15 protein-coding genes and 1 pseudogene are annotated in these 17,640 nt (G+C 36.4%); 15 read left to right on the forward strand and 1 reads right to left on the reverse strand.

Translation table 11 applies throughout. The features are described from left to right. Positions 1-200: 200 nt before the first annotated feature. The 7 genes from MKX66_RS21380 (at position 201) to hpf (ending at position 6,486) form a co-directional block, all read left to right on the forward strand. Positions 201-1,043, forward strand: coding sequence for a DegV family protein (locus MKX66_RS21380; RefSeq protein WP_002016143.1), 843 nt, complete (start codon positions 201-203; stop codon positions 1,041-1,043). 162 nt (positions 1,044-1,205) lie between these two features. Beyond that, positions 1,206-1,520: a winged helix-turn-helix transcriptional regulator gene (locus MKX66_RS21385; RefSeq protein ID WP_002089608.1), complete on the forward strand. Its 315-nt coding sequence runs from the start codon at positions 1,206-1,208 to the stop codon at positions 1,518-1,520. A gap of 264 nt (positions 1,521-1,784) precedes the next feature. Then, a complete protein-coding gene (locus tag MKX66_RS21390; protein WP_341087102.1) occupies positions 1,785-3,116 on the forward strand; it encodes a C40 family peptidase in 1,332 nt (443 codons plus the stop codon). 130 nt (positions 3,117-3,246) lie between these two features. Then, positions 3,247-4,596 (forward strand): ATP-dependent helicase ComFA, encoded by a 1,350-nt coding sequence (gene comFA / locus MKX66_RS21395; protein WP_215590406.1) that lies wholly within the window; start codon positions 3,247-3,249, stop codon positions 4,594-4,596. Further along, positions 4,596-5,300 carry a ComF family protein gene (locus MKX66_RS21400; protein ID WP_002129929.1) on the forward strand — a complete coding sequence of 235 codons (705 nt, stop codon included), beginning with the start codon at positions 4,596-4,598 and terminating at the stop codon, positions 5,298-5,300. Before comFA ends, MKX66_RS21400 begins: the two co-directional genes overlap by 1 nt. Before the next feature lie 126 nt (positions 5,301-5,426). Next, positions 5,427-5,624, forward strand: a complete 198-nt coding sequence (cspC, locus tag MKX66_RS21405) for a cold shock protein CspC (RefSeq protein ID WP_001990088.1) — start codon at positions 5,427-5,429, stop codon at positions 5,622-5,624. A 319-nt stretch (positions 5,625-5,943) separates the two neighbouring features. Continuing rightward, entirely contained in the window at positions 5,944-6,486 is a 543-nt protein-coding gene (gene hpf, locus MKX66_RS21410) for a ribosome hibernation-promoting factor, HPF/YfiA family (protein ID WP_002089603.1), read from the forward strand. A 103-nt stretch (positions 6,487-6,589) separates the two neighbouring features. Here the strand turns inward: hpf and MKX66_RS21415 are convergent. Beyond that, a pseudogene (locus MKX66_RS21415) lies at positions 6,590-7,034 on the reverse strand (VOC family protein). 136 nt (positions 7,035-7,170) lie between these two features. On the opposite strand from MKX66_RS21415, the gene MKX66_RS21420 reads away from it, so the two are divergent. From MKX66_RS21420 to MKX66_RS21455, 8 genes are all read left to right on the forward strand, one after another. After that, positions 7,171-8,055, forward strand: coding sequence for a helix-turn-helix transcriptional regulator (locus MKX66_RS21420; protein WP_341087661.1), 885 nt, complete (start codon positions 7,171-7,173; stop codon positions 8,053-8,055). A 253-nt stretch (positions 8,056-8,308) separates the two neighbouring features. Further along, complete coding sequence (gene secA, locus MKX66_RS21425) at positions 8,309-10,816, forward strand: preprotein translocase subunit SecA (RefSeq protein WP_002034761.1); 2,508 nt, start codon at positions 8,309-8,311, stop codon at positions 10,814-10,816. Between the two features lie 143 nt (positions 10,817-10,959). Beyond that, a protein-coding gene (prfB, locus tag MKX66_RS21430) for a peptide chain release factor 2 (RefSeq protein WP_100248371.1) occupies positions 10,960-12,058 on the forward strand; the annotation gives its coding sequence in 2 pieces (ribosomal slippage) (positions 10,960-11,031 and positions 11,033-12,058; 1,098 coding nt in all). Positions 12,059-12,514: 456 nt separating this feature from the next. Continuing rightward, positions 12,515-12,847, forward strand: coding sequence for a cytochrome c551 (gene cccB / locus MKX66_RS21435; RefSeq protein ID WP_341087105.1), 333 nt, complete (start codon positions 12,515-12,517; stop codon positions 12,845-12,847). A gap of 323 nt (positions 12,848-13,170) precedes the next feature. Further along, entirely contained in the window at positions 13,171-13,857 is a 687-nt protein-coding gene (ftsE, locus tag MKX66_RS21440) for a cell division ATP-binding protein FtsE (RefSeq protein ID WP_002016128.1), read from the forward strand. Continuing rightward, positions 13,847-14,740: a permease-like cell division protein FtsX gene (gene ftsX, locus MKX66_RS21445; protein WP_002089596.1), complete on the forward strand. Its 894-nt coding sequence runs from the start codon at positions 13,847-13,849 to the stop codon at positions 14,738-14,740. Before ftsE ends, ftsX begins: the two co-directional genes overlap by 11 nt. Before the next feature lie 118 nt (positions 14,741-14,858). Further along, positions 14,859-16,295, forward strand: a complete 1,437-nt coding sequence (locus tag MKX66_RS21450) for a S41 family peptidase (protein ID WP_012261984.1) — start codon at positions 14,859-14,861, stop codon at positions 16,293-16,295. Between the two features lie 95 nt (positions 16,296-16,390). Further along, positions 16,391-17,575 (forward strand): PDZ domain-containing protein, encoded by a 1,185-nt coding sequence (locus MKX66_RS21455; protein WP_172798714.1) that lies wholly within the window; start codon positions 16,391-16,393, stop codon positions 17,573-17,575. Positions 17,576-17,640 lie beyond the last annotated feature (65 nt).

Here is a 17,640-nt window from a genome sequence, read left to right on the forward strand (position 1 = left end):
ACATTTTAAAAGCGAGCGTTTTTATATTCAAACATTTTTTACAAATATGTTGAAATTTTTGGTGAGTATTTTATCTTTTTGTTGTAATTTGTCGAGCGAGTGATTGTAGTTTCTAGCCGGCATTTTTATGTATGGATGCACCTTTTCTAGTTTTCGTGTAAAATTAGGGGATAAAAATTTTTTATAAGGCAGGTACGAAAATGAAAACAGCTATTGTTACCGATAGTACAGCATATATACCGAAGCATATTCGTGACGAACTCAATATATATATGATTCCATTAAACGTTGTGTTTGGAACGGAATCTTATCAAGAAGAGGCTGAAGTTTCAGCAAATGATTTTTATATAAAGGTACGTGAACAAGAGGAACTTCCGAAAACTTCGCAACCAGCAATTGGAAAGTTTTTAGAGTTATATGAAGAGTTATCTAAAGAATATGATGCAGTTATTAGCATTCACCTTTCCAGTGGAATTAGTGGTACATATCAAACAGCAACGGCAGCTGGACAGATGGTAGATGGTATTGATGTATATACGTACGACTCTGAAATTAGTTGTGAAGTACAAGGGTTTTACGTGCGTGAAGGGGCAAAATTAGTAAGTGAAGGGAAAGCCCCAGAAGAGATTATCGCTCGCTTTGATGAAATGAAGCAAACGATGGATGCTTATTTTGTAGTGGATGATTTGCATCATTTACAACGTGGTGGAAGATTAAATAGTGCACAAGCTTTTATTGGTAGTTTGTTACAAGTAAAACCAGTATTATACTTTAGAGATAAAGTAATTATTCCATTCGAAAAAATTCGTACGCGTAAAAAAGCGTTAAAGCGTATCGTTGAAATCTTTGATGAGCAGGCAAATAAAGGTGTGCCTATGGAAGCTGTTATTATTCATGCGAATCGTGAAGAGGAAGCTAATGAATGGAAACAAGAATTAGAAGAGATATACCCTCATGTTACAATTCGTACGAGTTATTTCGGAGCTGTAATTGGGACGCATTTAGGTGAAGGTGCGCTTGGTTTAGGTTGGTATACGAAGTGATAAAGATATAAAAGCTCTCTTACTTGAAGAGGGTTTTTTTACGGGGATTTGACAAGTTAATATTTGGAAATGGTAAAATGTATGTAAAATTAAATAATGAGGAAAGTTTTATTACTTACTTTTTACAAGAAACTATATTATAATAGAAGAGAGGTGAAACATATGGAGCATAATTCTTGTTTATGTCCAAAGTTTGAGTCAGCTTTTACAATGCTTAGTAAGAAATGGACTGGCTTAATTATTAAATCTTTGCTCGAAGAGCCGAAACGTTTCAGAGAAATCGCAGATATTATACCGAATATGAGCGATCGTATGTTGTCAGAACGTTTAAAGGAATTAGAAGGCGAAGGTATTGTAGTTCGTAATGTTTATCCAGAAGTACCAGTTAGAATCGAGTACGGTGTAACTGATAAAGGGAAAGCGTTGGAAAGTGTTATGGATGAGGTCCAAAATTGGGCTGAGAAATGGATGAAGTAACGTTTCTATTTCATTCATATTGGAGTATTTTCAAAACGTAAGGGGTTCCCTTACGTTTTTTTTCAATCCTATAAAAAACGGTGTAAGGCTCTTAAAATTCTACATATATATACAAATTTAGATATACTTTGCTATAGAGATAAATGTAATATTACATTTATTTTACAAAACCGTAACATTAGCAAAAAAACTCCCGAATTATGGTATAAATTTTAATAGGTTATATACGGAAAATGAAAAAAAGAAAGCGGTGTAAAAAATAAAATGAAAAAGCTAAAAATGGCATCTTGCGCATTAGTTGCAGGGTTAATGTTTTCTGGGCTAACACCAAATGTATTTGCAGAAGATAAAATTTCTGACGTGAAATCACAAATTAACACACAAAATGATACTTTACATAAACAACAACAAGAACGTGATGAATTACAAAAACAAATGAATGACTTAAACAAAACAATCCAAGGTTTGGATAAGTCTGTTCAAGAGAACGCTTCAAAACTTGATGAAACAACAAAAAAAGTTTCTGATACTGAGCAATTAATCGAAAATAAAAATAAAGATATTGCAGAACTACAAACAAAGATTGCAAAACGTGAAGAGTTATTAAGAAAACGTTTAGTTGCACTACAAGAACAGCCAAATACGAACATTGTAACAGAAGTTCTTGTAAACTCTAAAAACGTTGCAGATTTAGTTGATCGTTTAGCTTCTGTGTCTAAAATTATGGAATCTGACGAAGATATCATGAAAACACAACAAGAAGATCAAACGAGCGTGAAAAAAGATGTTGAGACAGTAAAAGAAAAACAAAAAGAATTAAAAGAAGCACAAGCTCAAATTGAAACTGCTAAGAAAGAACTTGACGTTGAAAAAGAGAAAAAAGCAACAGCAGTAAACGATTTAAGCGGTAAAATGGATACAGTTGTAACTACAATGACAAGTACGGAAGGTCAATTGAAAGAGCTTGAACAACAGGCATTAAAATTACAACAAATCGCTGAAAAAGAAGCGCAAGAAAAAGCTGCACAAGAAGCTGCTGCTCAAAAACAAGCAGAGCAAGCTGCTAAAGAAGCACAAGTTCAACAAGCACCTGCTGCAGTGCCAGCAGAGCAAGCTGCTCCAGCAAACAATGGTGGACAAGCTCAAAAAGAAGAGCCTAAAAAAGAAGAGCCTAAAAAAGAAGAGCCTAAAAAAGAAGAGCCTAAAAAAGAGACACCTAAACAAGAAGATAAAAAACCAGAGCCAGGTCCGGATACTGGCGTGATTGGTAAAGCACGACAATACTTAGGTATGCCATATGTTTGGGGAAGTGCATCTCCATCAAACGGTGGTTTTGACTGTAGTGGATTTATTTCTTACATTTATGGTGTAGGTCGTCAAGACGTTGCAGGTTACTGGAACTCAGTTTCGAAAGTAAGTAGCCCACAACCTGGAGATTTAGTATTCTTCCAAGGTACTTATAAAGCAGGTCCATCTCACATCGGTATTTACGTTGGTAACGACCAGATGATTCATGCTGGTGATAAAGGGATTGCTTACGCTAGCTTAAGCAGTAGCTACAACCAAAAGCATTTCTTAGGTTACGGTAGATTATAGGATTTATAATTGAATAAAAAACGTGTATAAAGTCGATAGCCTACTATTTTATAAGTAGGTTATCGGCTTTTTTGAGTTTTTACGAGATAAAGAGAAGGATTTATAGTAGTGCTGGAGGTGGCTATTGATGATGTTAGCTGGTAGACAGTTACTGTTAGAAGAACTCTCTTCAGATTTGCAGAATAAATTGGATCATCTGAAAAGGAATCAAGACGTCGTTTGTGTGCAAGGGGTAATTAAGAAGTCTTCAAAATATATGTGTCAGCGCTGCGGAAATATAGAGCAGCGACTATTTGTATCATTGCTATGTAAAAGGTGCAATGAAGTATGTACGTATTGCCGGAAATGTATAACGATGGGCAGGGTAAGTGAATGTACTGTACTTGTTCGCGGGATTGCTGAAATAAGCGGAGAAAGTTATTTGAATCCGTTACAGTGGGAAGGCGTTTTGTCTGACGGTCAGGAGTTAGCTGCGCAAAGTGTCGTTGACGCTGTTAAGCAGAAAGAATCATTTTTTATTTGGGCGGTGTGCGGGGCTGGAAAAACAGAAATGTTGTTTCGCGGAATTGCAGAGGCACTACAAAAGGGAGAAAGAGTTTGTATTGCAACGCCGAGAACGGACGTTGTACTTGAATTAGCACCAAGATTACAAGAAGTGTTTCCAAATATAAATGTAGCTGCTTTATACGGAGGGAGTTTAGACCGAGAAAAAGATGCGGCGTTAATCGTTGCAACTACACATCAATTGTTACGTTATTATAGGGCGTTCCATGTCATGATTGTAGATGAGATAGATGCTTTTCCGTATCATGCAGATAAGATGTTGCAGTATGCAGTAAACGAAGCGATGAAAGAGAGGGCGGCACGTATTTATTTAACTGCAACTCCAGATGAAAAGTGGAAGCGTAAGTTGCGAAGTGGTAAGCAAAAAGGGGTTATTATTTCAGGACGATACCATCGTCATCCATTGCCAGTTCCGATATTTCGGTGGTGCGGAAATTGGAAAAAGGGTCTTATACGTAAAAAAATTCCTCGTGCTTTATTACAATGGTTAAATCTGTACTTATCGAAACGATACCCCATTTTTCTATTTGTTCCTCATGTGCGATATGTAGAAGAAATTAGCCAGTTATTAAAATCATTAAACAATCAAATTGACGGTGTGCATGCAGAAGATCCGGCGAGAAAAGAGAAGGTAGCAGCTTTCAGAAAAGGAGAAATTCCTTTATTAGTTACAACGACGATTTTGGAACGAGGAGTAACTGTGAAAAATTTACAAGTCGCAGTTTTAGGGGCTGAGGAAGAAATATTTTCAGAAAGTGCTCTCGTTCAAATTGCAGGGCGTGCTGGCAGAAGCTCTGATGAACCGCATGGAGATGTTATTTATTTTCATTATGGAAAGACAGAGGCGATGGTGCGTGCGAAAAAACATATTCAAAGTATGAATAAGAATGCTAAAGAACAAGGATTGATAGATTGATGCATTGTCTACTTTGTGATGAGTATATTTCATATGCGATTAGTTGGTACACTTTTTTTGTTAAGCTTCATAAAAAGTATATATGTGATAGATGTGAACAAAAACTTTCCTATATTATAGGAGATATTTGCAAGGAGTGTGGTCGGCCTTTAGAACTTGTACCAGCTGAGTATAAAAACGGGGATATTTGTATGGACTGCATAAGGTGGACGAACGAGCAGGGGTTTCCGTCTCTCATAAATCGTTCGTTGCATGTGTATGATGAAGGGATGAAAGAAATATTAGCACAGTTTAAATTTCGAGGAGATGCTGAATTAGTGCATATTTTTCATCAGCCTTTTCGAAGTCTTTTTCAAAAATATTTTGCGAATGTTTCAGTTGCCATTCCGGTTCCTCTTAGTGAAGAGCGAGAATACGAGCGTGGTTTTAATCAAGCGGAGTTACTAGCTTCTTGTTTGCCTATCAAAATGTTTTGTACATCATTAAGAAGAATAGAAACAGAAAAACAAAGTAAGAAGAAGCGTAAAGAAAGGATATCGGGAGTTAATCCTTTTTATTTTCAGGGAGAAGAGATGTTTCATGAGCAACACGTTTTAATCGTGGATGATGTGTATACGACAGGAATTACTGTTAGGCAAATTGGAAGCCTTTTGTATGATCGAGGAGCGAGAGAGGTTTCTTGTTTGACGCTTTGTAGAGGTTAATATGTGAATGTCGAAAGGAGTAATAAAAAGACGACAGGTCTTCTTTGACTTACAGTCTTGTCATTCGCTATAGTCAGAATATGGGGCGAATGCCCTGATTTTAAGAGTGAAGGGAATGGAATGAACATGCAAGGACGAGTAAAATGGTTCAATGCAGAAAAGGGATTTGGGTTTATTGAGCGTGAAGATGGTGACGATGTGTTTGTTCATTTTTCTGCTATTCAACAAGATGGGTATAAGTCGTTAGAAGAAGGTCAACAAGTGGAGTTTGATATTGTTGATGGAGCACGTGGGCCACAAGCGGCTAATGTTGTGAAACTGTAAAAATTAAGTTTTTGGAAAAGATAGAGCTGTATTTTTAGCAGCATTATATAGATGGCGAAAGCTCTTGCTCGTAACAAGGGCTTTTTTGTTTTAGATGAGTTGTCAAAAAGTTGTTTCTTTTCTGTAACTAATTGTCCACAGTTACATTCGTTATTCACGATGTTAATAGGATAAAATAAAGATAGAAACGATGCATCTTTTCATTTCAACAAAAAACGATAAAAAAATCGCAATTCCACTAATTTTTTAAAAAATTAGAAGGAGTTTTTAAGCCAATGTCGAAATTATAGTACATAGGCTTGAAAGGAGGAATTCATCTATGAAATTCAACATTCGTGGTGAAAATATTGAAGTAACTCCAGCATTAAAGGAATATGTAGAGAAAAAACTAAGTAAATTAGAGCGTTATTTTGATACATTCCCAGAGATTAAGGTTAATTTAAAAGTATACTCTGACAAGCAACGTATCGAGGTAACAATTCCATTTACAGATTTATTACTTCGTGCAGAAGAAACAAATAGCGATATGTACGCTGCGATTGATTTAGTAGTTGATAAAATTGAGCGACAAATTCGTAAACATAAAACAAAGGTAAACCGTAAATTACGTGAGAAAGGTTCTATGAAAACTAACTTTATCCTTCCGGAAGCAGTAGCTGTTCTGGATGCGGTAGAAGAGGATGAATTAGAACTTGTACGTACAAAACGATTCGATTTAAAACCGATGGACGTTGAAGAAGCGATCTTGCAAATGGATATGCTAGGACATAGTTTCTTCGTCTTCACAAATGCTGATACAAATGAAACTAATGTTGTATATGGCCGTAAAGATGGGAAATATGGTTTAATCGAAACAAAATAATCATTCAAAAGCGCAGCCGAAATGGCTGCGCTTTTTTTATATGTTTTTGCCTTCCTATCTTGTAATATTGATATGAATTTAAATGGCTTATTCGTAATGAAATTTAGAAGTGATGTTTTGTAACGGTCAATTGTATTACTATTCCAAAAGGATCTCGCACAATGGCGTAACCCGGGCTGAAGGAGTTTTTTGCAAAAGGTGTTAAAATATAAACCTCATCATGTTGAATTAGATTGTGATAAAGTGCTTCAATGGTTTGGAAATCTTTAGATTGAATGCATAATGATGAACTATTACTTAATTGCCAAGGACGTGTGGAATCCCACTGCCTATTCTGCAATCATAATTTTATTAGTGCCAATTTGTAAAACGAAATGGGTAATATAATGTTCTTGGCTTTCTTTATACGTGAAATTCGGATCTATTTCTTTCATTTCTTTATAATTCTTTTTAAATAAAACTTTTGCGTCTAAATACTGTTCGTAAAATGCAATTGCTTTAGCACCTTGCCCATTTAATGATAAAAAAGGGATTACTTCAAAGTTCATTGTATTGCCTCCTTCATATATGTTTACACTTATTACTATACAAATATAAGGTGCCACGCATTGGCACCTATAGGGAGAGTTTATGAAAAAAGTTGAGCGTTTAAATCAGATGCTACGTTTTATTAATCAAAAATAAATATTCACATTGAAAGATTTAATGGATGAATTTCAAATTTCAAAAAGGACAGCTTTACGTGATATTGCATCATTAGAGGAAATGGGTGTACCTCTTTTTGCAGAGTATGGTCGGTATGGAGGGTATCGTTTAATAAAGACGATGACATTACCACCGATTTCATTTACAAATCATGAAGTTTTTGCACTTTATTTTGCAATGCAAGCACTAAGTAGTTTTGTAAGTATTCCTTTTCAAATCTCGTTTCGTTCGATTAATAAGAAATTTTTAGATAGTGTTTCGTCAAAACAGCGTGAGCAAATTGAAAACTTGCAAAAAAGAGTGTCCTTTTTTCATTTGGAACAAGCACATGAATGTGGTTATCTAGAAGAGATTTTGTTAGCTGCTGTTCAAAATAGGGCTTTAACTATAAACTATGTAACGCCGAAACAAACGACAATGCGCCGTATTCAGCCGATTTCGATTTATGCAATGAAAGGTTATTGGTATTGTCAGGCTTACGATTTAGATAAAGCGACTTATCGAGTGTTTCGCTGTGATCGTATTAGGTCGTTAGAAATGGTAGATGCTCAGGATAGTCTGGATTTGGAAAATATAAATATACATAACGCACATGGTCTTTGGAAGGCAACTGAACAAGCTATTCAATTTAAATGCTCAATTACTGCGAGGGGGATAGAGATATTCAAGCAACAACAATATCCTTCGATGAAATTATGGGAAGAATGTGAAGATACATATTTAATAGAAACTTATGAGCCTGCTGAAATCAACTTTATCATTTCATATCTAGCTAGTTTTGGTAAAACTATAAAAATAATTGAGCCATCTTCTTTAAAAGAGAACTTGAAAGAATACTACTTAGATTTAATACAAAATTTGTAACGAAGAGATAGTAGTTTGTTGGAAGAAATAAAATAAAATAAAAACTTTTTCTGAATCTACGGCTCGACATTTGGACGATTGTTGTCATAGTTATAAGACAAGTGTTACAATTATCATTAGGTTTATACATTTTAGTTTTTTAATTAGGAGAAAAATTGGCATAACATAAATTTGATTTTTATAACGACTGATTGTAAAGAGAAAAAGAAAGCAATCGGAAGTTTTATTTTAATAAAAGAGGAGCGTATTTCCTATGATCGGTATTTTAAAAAAGGTATTTGATGTCAACCAACGCCAAATTAAACGTATGCAGAAGACAGTGGAGCAAATTGATGCATTAGAATCATCTATTAAGCCGCTAACTGATGAACAATTAAAAGGAAAGACGATTGAATTTAAAGAACGTCTAACAAAAGGTGAGACAGTAGATGATCTACTTCCTGAAGCTTTTGCGGTTGTTCGTGAAGCAGCGAATCGTGTTCTTGGAATGCGTCCATATGGCGTACAGCTAATGGGTGGTATCGCCTTACATGAAGGAAATATCTCTGAGATGAAAACAGGTGAAGGTAAAACGTTAACATCTACTTTACCTGTATATTTAAACGCATTAACAGGAAAAGGTGTTCACGTTGTTACAGTCAATGAATACTTAGCGCAACGTGATGCGAGCGAAATGGGACAACTTCATGAGTTCCTTGGCCTAACTGTAGGGATTAACTTAAATAGTATGTCACGTGAAGAGAAACAAGCTGCTTATGCTGCTGATATTACGTATAGCACAAATAACGAGCTTGGGTTCGATTACTTACGTGACAACATGGTGTTATATAGAGAGCAGTGCGTTCAGCGTCCACTTAATTTTGCTATCATCGATGAAGTCGATTCTATTTTAGTCGATGAAGCACGTACGCCGCTTATTATTTCGGGACAAGCTCAAAAATCAGCAGAGCTATACATGTTTGCAAATGCATTCGTTCGTACATTAGAAAATGAAAAAGAATATTCATTTGATGTGAAAACGAAAAATGTAATGTTAACAGAAGATGGTATTACGAAAGCTGAGAAAGCTTTCCATATCGATAACTTATTCGATTTAAAACATGTAGCACTTCTTCACCATATTAATCAGGCGCTTCGTGCACACGTTGTTATGCACCTTGATACAGATTATGTTGTACAAGAAGGCGAAATCGTAATCGTAGACCAATTCACTGGTCGTCTTATGAAAGGTCGTCGTTATAGCGAAGGTTTACATCAAGCTATTGAAGCAAAAGAAGGCGTAGAAATTCAAAATGAAAGTATGACGCTTGCAACAATTACGTTCCAAAACTACTTCCGTATGTACGAAAAATTATCTGGTATGACTGGTACAGCAAAAACGGAAGAAGAAGAATTCCGTAGTATTTACAATATGAATGTTATCGTAATTCCAACGAATAAAGATATTATTCGTGATGATCGTGCTGATTTAATCTTCAAATCAATGGAAGGTAAATTCAATGCAGTTGTTGAGGATATTGTAAATCGTCATAAGCAAGGGCAACCTATTCTTGTTGGTACAGTTGCAATTGAAACGTCAGAGCTTATTTCAAAAATGTTAACACGTAAAGGTGTACGTCATAATATCTTAAATGCAAAAAACCATGCGCGTGAAGCAGATATCATTGCAGAAGCTGGTATGAAAGGCGCTGTAACAATTGCGACGAATATGGCTGGTCGTGGTACGGATATTAAGTTAGGCGACGATATTAGAAACGTCGGTCTAGCAGTTATCGGTACAGAGCGTCACGAAAGTCGTCGTATTGATAATCAGTTACGTGGTCGTTCTGGTCGTCAAGGGGACCCTGGTGTAACACAGTTCTACTTATCAATGGAAGATGAACTAATGCGCCGCTTCGGTTCTGACAATATGAAAGCGATGATGGATCGCCTTGGTATGGATGATTCACAGCCAATCGAAAGTAAAATGGTTTCTCGTGCGGTAGAATCTGCGCAAAAACGTGTGGAAGGAAATAACTATGATGCACGTAAGCAGCTATTGCAATACGACGATGTACTTCGTCAACAACGTGAAGTAATTTATAAACAGCGTCAAGAAGTAATGGATTCAGAGAACTTACGCAGTATTATTGAAGGTATGATGAAATCTACGATAGAACGTGCTGTTGCACTTCATACGCAAGAAGAAATCGAAGAAGATTGGAGCATTAAAGGTCTTGTCGATTACTTAAATACGAACCTTCTTGAAGAAGGAGATGTAAAAGAAGAAGAGTTACGCCGCCTTGCTCCAGAAGAAATGAGCGAATCAATTATCGCGAAATTGTTAGAGCGTTATAACGAAAGAGAGAAGCTTCTACCTGAAGAGCAGACGCGTGAATTCGAAAAGGTTGTTGTATTCCGTGTTGTAGATACGAAATGGACAGATCATATCGATGCAATGGATCACCTTCGTGAAGGTATTCATTTACGTGCTTACGGACAAATCGATCCACTTCGTGAATACCAAATGGAAGGATTCGCAATGTTCGAGTCGATGATCGCTTCTATTGAAGAGGAAATCTCTCGTTACATTATGAAAGCTGAAATTGAGCAAAACTTAGAGCGTCAAGAAGTTGTTCAAGGTGAAGCTGTTCATCCATCAAGCGATGGCGAAGACGCGAAGAAAAAACCGGTTGTAAAAGGTGACCAAATGGGACGCAACGATTTATGTAAATGCGGTAGTGGCAAGAAATATAAAAACTGTTGTGGCATTGGGCAGTAATAGGGAACTGTAGTTCAGGCTGCTTTGCAAACTTTTACATCAAAAATGTATAATGAAAAGGTTTAAACTCTCTCCGTAATAAGTGGAGAGAGTTTCCCTTGTTTTCATATGAAAGTAACAGCAATTACATAGAGGTGAAGGAAATGGAATTAGTAGAAATTAGGCAAGAACTAGAAAAAATGGCTAAGAGATTAGCGGCTTTTAGGGGGTCTCTTTGACCTTCCTACTAAGGAAAAACAAATTGCAGAATTAGAAGAAACGATGATGGGCGCAGGATTTTGGGATGACCAACAAGGCGCACAAGCTGTAATTAATGAAGCGAATGCGCTGAAAGATATGGTTGGAAGGTTCCGTCAGTTAGATGAGACGTTCGAAAACTTAGAGATGACGCATGACTTACTTAAAGAAGAGTATGATGAAGATTTACATGAGGAACTAGAATCAGAAGTGAAAACTTTAATTCAAGAAATGAATGAGTACGAGCTGCAGTTACTATTAAGCGATCCTTATGATAAAAATAACGCTATTTTAGAATTACACCCAGGTGCAGGTGGAACAGAGTCACAAGACTGGGGTTCTATGTTATTACGTATGTACACACGCTGGGCTGAAAAACGTAGGTTTAAAGTAGAAACGGTTGACTACTTACCGGGCGATGAAGCTGGTATTAAGAGTGTTACATTATTAATTAAAGGTCATAACGCTTACGGTTACTTGAAAGCGGAGAAAGGTGTACATCGTCTTGTACGTATTTCACCGTTCGATTCTTCAGGTCGTCGTCATACATCGTTCGTATCTTGTGAAGTTGTACCTGAATTCAATGATGAAGTTGAAATTGAAGTGCGTACAGAAGATTTGAAAATAGATACGTATCGTGCAAGTGGTGCAGGTGGACAGCACGTTAATACGACAGATTCAGCAGTTCGTATAACTCATCTACCGACAAACACGGTTGTAACATGTCAGTCAGAGCGTTCTCAAATTAAAAACCGTGAGCATGCGATGAAAATGCTAAAAGCGAAATTATATCAAAAGAAATTAGAAGAACAACAAGCACAATTAGATGAGATTCGCGGAGAGCAAAAAGAAATTGGATGGGGAAGCCAAATCCGTTCTTACGTATTCCACCCGTATTCTCTTGTGAAAGACCATCGTACAAATACAGAAGTTGGTAACGTACAAGCAGTTATGGATGGAGAAATTAATCCGTTTATTGATGCGTATTTACGTTCTCGTATTTAATAAGAGAAAAAGCCAACAGAATTGTTGGCACATGCTGAGGTCCAAGAGGATATAAAGAGGCTTATCTTATTTATATTGATGAAATAAAGAGGAAGAGAAGTTGGAAACGACAACTTCTCTTTTTGATGAGATTATATGTAGAATACGATGCCGTATATTGTTTTGTAAAAGGTAGAGAATAGTAAAACAAAGTGGTAATAGAGTAGGACTTTATATAGAATTTCTCAGTTTTGATTGGAGAAAAAGGCTCTTTATAGAATTTTTTAAGGTGTTCACAGAATTGAAACAATTTATGAAAGCTTATTTTATTAGGCTTCTCACTATATTTGTGAAAAATATGAAGTACACCTTAGTTTTTCTATATAAAGATAATGCTTATAATGAATATTGAATGTGTTATGAAAACTATTGCCTAGTTATGAATGAAAAGAATATCAACAATGGGGAGCGATAGAAGTGAAAAAGAAATTGTTGGCTATTACGCTGGGGACGTCAGTCGTTTTTGCTTTAGGAGCATGTGGAAATAAAGAAGAGAGTAAACCATCAAAACAATCTGCAAGCACAGATAGCACAGATAGCGCAGAGCAAATTTACCAAAAAAGTTGTATAGGTTGTCACGCTAAAGATTTATCAGGAGCAACTGGACCAGATTTACGAAAAGTAGGACAGAAATATGACGCAGCAGAGATTGAAAAGATTATTGAAAAAGGCCGGGGTTCAATGTCACCAGGAATTATTCAAGGTGAAGATGCGAAAAAAGTAGCTGAATGGTTAGCGGAGCATAAATAAGAAACGTAATTAATAAACGAGCTGATTGTATAACTTGACCGAAAAGTACTTCGAGTTAAGTAATTACATGAGCTCGTTTACCTTTTATTAGGATGTAACATAACTGTAACAAAAATGTATCCGAATTGGAAACCGATTGATGTTACAATGGGGTTTGTAGAATTTTGATGAAATATATTACATAGAGTAGCGTTGCTAATAAAAAGCATGTATGGAAGCTACCTTCAACAAGAATGGTCGAACGAAAATAAAGGTTTTTCTTTTATTTTCAAATGTACAGAAAAGTATTTCTAAAAAAATCATTAAGTATTGGGTGATAAATAATGATAAAAATGACGAATGTTTATAAGGAGTACCCAAATGGTATGAAAGCCATTGCTGGTCTCACAGTTAACATTAAACAAGGTGAATTCGTATACGTAGTTGGACCGAGTGGAGCCGGAAAATCTACATTTATTAAAATGATGTATCGTGAAGAGAAGCCATCTACAGGATCAATTAATGTAAATGGACTTGTAATTGAAACATTAGCAGAAAGAGATGTTCCATATTTCCGTCGTCAATTAGGCGTGATTTTCCAAGATTTTAAATTGCTACCTAAATTAACGGTATATGAGAATGTTGCGTTTGCTTTAGAAGTAATTGAAGAAGAGAAGGAAGCGATTCGTGAGCGCGTTACAGAAGTGTTAGGTCTTGTTGGTCTTGAAGAGCGTGCCGATGCACTTCCAAATGAGCTTTCGGGCGGAGAGCAACAACGTGTGGCGATTGCAAGAGCGATTGTAAATAAGCCAAAGGTTGTAATTGCCGATGAGCCAACAGGTAACTTAGATATTGAAACAGCTCTTGATATTATGAAGATTTTTAAACGTATTAATGAGCGTGGTACAACGATTGTTATGGCGACACATAACGCAGATATCGTAAATACAATTCGTCATCGTGTAATTGCAATTGAAGGCGGAAGAATTGTTCGAGACGAGATTGAGGGAGGATACGGATATGAAGGCTAAAACCCTTAGTCGACATTTGCGAGAAGGTGTGAAAAATCTATCCCGTAACGGATGGATGACATTTGCTTCTGTAAGTGCAGTAACAGTTACATTATTACTTGTAGGTGTCTTTTTGACAGCGATTATGAATATGAACCATTTTGCGACGAAAGTAGAGCAAGATGTAGAAATTCGTGTGCATGTTGATCCAGCAGCAAAAGAAGCTGATCAAAAGAAATTAGAAGAAGATATGAGTAAAATTGCGAAAGTAGATTCTATTAAATATTCTTCTAAAGAAGAAGAGTTGAAACGTTTAATTAAAAGCTTAGGCGATAGTGGAAAAACGTTCGAGTTATTTGAGCAAGATAACCCACTGAAAAACGTATTTGTTGTAAAGGCGAAAGAACCAACAGATACGGCAACAATTGCGAAAAAGATTGAGAAAATGCAGTTTGTAAGTAATGTTCAATACGGTAAAGGTCAAGTTGAAAAATTATTTGATACTGTAAAAACTGGTCGTAACATCGGGATTGCATTAATTGCGGGTCTTCTATTCACAGCGATGTTCTTAATCTCTAACACAATTAAAATTACAATTTATGCTCGTAGTACTGAGATTGAAATTATGAAACTTGTTGGTGCAACAAACTGGTTTATTCGTTGGCCGTTCTTGTTAGAGGGATTATTCCTAGGAGTATTAGGATCAATTATTCCAATTGGCCTAATTTTAGTTATGTATAATTCGTTGCAAGGTGTGTTTAATGAAAAACTTGGCGGAACAATTTTCGAGCTTCTACCATACAACCCATTCGTATTCCAATTAGCTGGTTTATTAATGTTAATCGGTGCATTAATCGGTATGTGGGGAAGTGTAATGTCAATTCGTCGCTTCTTAAAAGTATAAAAAGTTGCAAACATAATTCGTACAAGCTTATCATATAGTAGAAATAGGTAAAGGCATCACACATCGTGTGATGCCTTTTGCTACACCACCTGTGTGTTCTGGAAAGGGGAATTCCGCATTGAAACGTAGAGTTGCAATTATTGGAATGGTTGTTGCATTTTTAATTGGTGCTGGCGGGATGTTTGGTGGTATGTACTGGTTTGGGATAAACCCAGCGTATGTAACGCAAACAGTATCGAATGGTAATGCTGGCACAGCGCAAGGGAATTTGGTAAAGATTAATGAGGCGTATGCACTAATTGATTCACGTTATGTGGAAGACGTGAAAGACGACAAATTAGTCGAAGGTGCGATACAGGGAATGTTGTCTACGCTGAAGGACCCTTATTCCACGTATATGGATAAAGAAACGGCAAAACAGTTTAGTCAGTCATTAGATCCTGAACTTGAAGGGATTGGAGCTGAAGTGAACAAGACGGACGGTAAGCTTATTATCGTATCGCCAATTAAAGGTTCACCAGCAGAAAAGATAGGAATTAAACCGAATGACCAAATTTTATCTGTAGATGGAAATAGTGTGAAAGATTTATCACGTGAAGAAGCAGTATTAAAAATTCGTGGTAAAAAAGGAACGACTGTTGCAATTGAAATTAAGCGCGCAGGAGTGGCTGATCCGATAGAATTTAAAATTAAGCGTGAAAAGATTCCGATTTTCACTGTATTTAGTTCCGTAAAGCAAGATAGCGGAAAAGATATCGGTTATATGCAAATTACTTCTTTCGCTGAAAATACTGCGAAAGAATTTAAGGATCAGTTAAAAGAGCTAGAGAAGAAAAACATAAAAGGCTTAGTTATTGACGTGCGTGGTAATCCTGGCGGTTATTTAAATAGTGTAGAAGATATACTAGGAGACATCATGACAGATAAAAAGCCAATGCTACAAGTAGAACAGCGAAATGGTGAGAAGAAGAAATTCTCTACGGAACTGAAAGAGAGAAAGTCATATCCAATTTCAGTATTAATTGATAATGGAAGTGCTTCTGCTTCAGAGATTTTAGCTGGTGCGCTAAAAGAAGGAGAAGGATACGATTTAATTGGTGAAAAAACGTTTGGTAAAGGTACTGTTCAACAGGCTGTTCCATTTAAAGATGGCAGCAACATTAAATTAACAATGTTTAAATGGTTAACACCAGATGGCAATTGGATTCATAAAAAAGGAATCGCGCCAACTGTAGAAGTGAAGCAACCAGATTATTATCATGCGACACCAATTCAAATTGAAAAGACACTTTCATACAATTCAAATGATGTACAAGTAAAACACGCGCAAGAAATGCTTAAGAGCTTAGGATATGTACCAGGACGTGAAGATGGATACTTTAGCAAAGAGACAGAATCAGCACTAAAAGCATTCCAAAATGCGAATGAGATGGAAGCGACAGGGCAACTTGATAAAAAGACAGCTGAAGCGATTCAAACTAAAATCATTGAAAAAATCCGTTCTGGAGAAAATGATTTACAATTACAGACGGCATTGAAATTAATAGCGAAATAAGAAAGAATACAGGCACTTTGATGCCTGTATTTTTTTATGTGTTAAATATGATAAGATAAAAAGAAAGAATGATATAAATGGTGGTGAATGAATTCGTGGAGGCATGGCTTTTTGAAATACTACGAGCGGTTGGACGTTTTTTCTTACACCCTGCTGTCTATGTATTTTTAATTAGTAGTATCTTCGTTGGATACTTACGTATATTACGAGAACGAAAAGATTTTTCTTTTAAAGTATATGATATTTGGTTTGAACTACGAACAACTCTATTTGCAGGTATTGGGTACGGATTAATCGTATCTATTATTACGATTGGGCTTGGGCTTGTTGTTTCAAAAGCGAGTTTATGGGCAATTTTACTTTGGACGTTATTATTCGGATTAACTGCTATGTATCGATATTTATCTGTAGCTTATACTTTCGGAATAGCGATTGCACTCGTGTTGTTATCGTCTAAGATGCCAGTTTCCTTCTTACAGCTTGGAGAAGGTGAAGAGGGTACGATTGTATCCCTTGCTATTTTACTAGGCGTTATGCTCGTTGTAGAGGGTTTATTAATCTCTAAAAATGCAGTTCGTTATTCTACGCCAAAAATTAACAAAGGTAAGCGTGGGCTACGAATTGGACTACATGAATCCAATCGTTTATGGCTTGTACCAGTATTTATTCTTATACCAGGAGACGCGGTGACAGGATTTATTTCTTGGTGGCCTGTCGTTTCAATAGGTTCGACTACATACTCTTTATTCCTCGTTCCATTTTTAATTGGATTTATGAGAAAGGTTAGAAGTTATGAGCCGACGGAAGCTTTATTATTTACAGGAAGACGCGTCTATGGTTTAGCGGGGCTCGTACTCGTTTTAGGTATCGCAAGTTACTGGTGGCACGTACTCGCAATTATCGCGATGGGAGTCGCAATGCTTGGACGCTTTACAATCTCGATGCAAGAGAAAATTGCAGACGAGAAAAGACCAGCATACTTTGCCGCACGTAATGATGGACTTGTTGTGTTAGATACAATTCCGAATACAATTGGGGCAGAGATGAATTTAAAGCCTGGAGAAGTTATTACGAAAGTAAATGGAATCATTCCAAGAAGTACCGAAGAGTTTTATGACGCGCTTCAAACGAAGACGACAGGAGCGTTTTGTAAATTAGAAGTAGTAGATACAAATGGTGAGCTTCGTCTTGCTCAAACGGCATTATACGCCGGGGGACATCATGAATTAGGTGTTGTATTTGTTCAGCAAGAGCACGAGTGGGATTCGGAAGCTATATAAAATAAAATGGAAACCTTCATCAAATATAGATGAAGGTTTTTTTAGTTTCATAGACGGATAACTTG

Origin of the sequence: Bacillus sp. FSL R9-9530 (assembly GCF_038008145.1) — a bacterium.
In the GTDB taxonomy this organism is placed as follows: Bacteria; Bacillota; Bacilli; order Bacillales; family Bacillaceae_G; genus Bacillus_A; species Bacillus_A mycoides.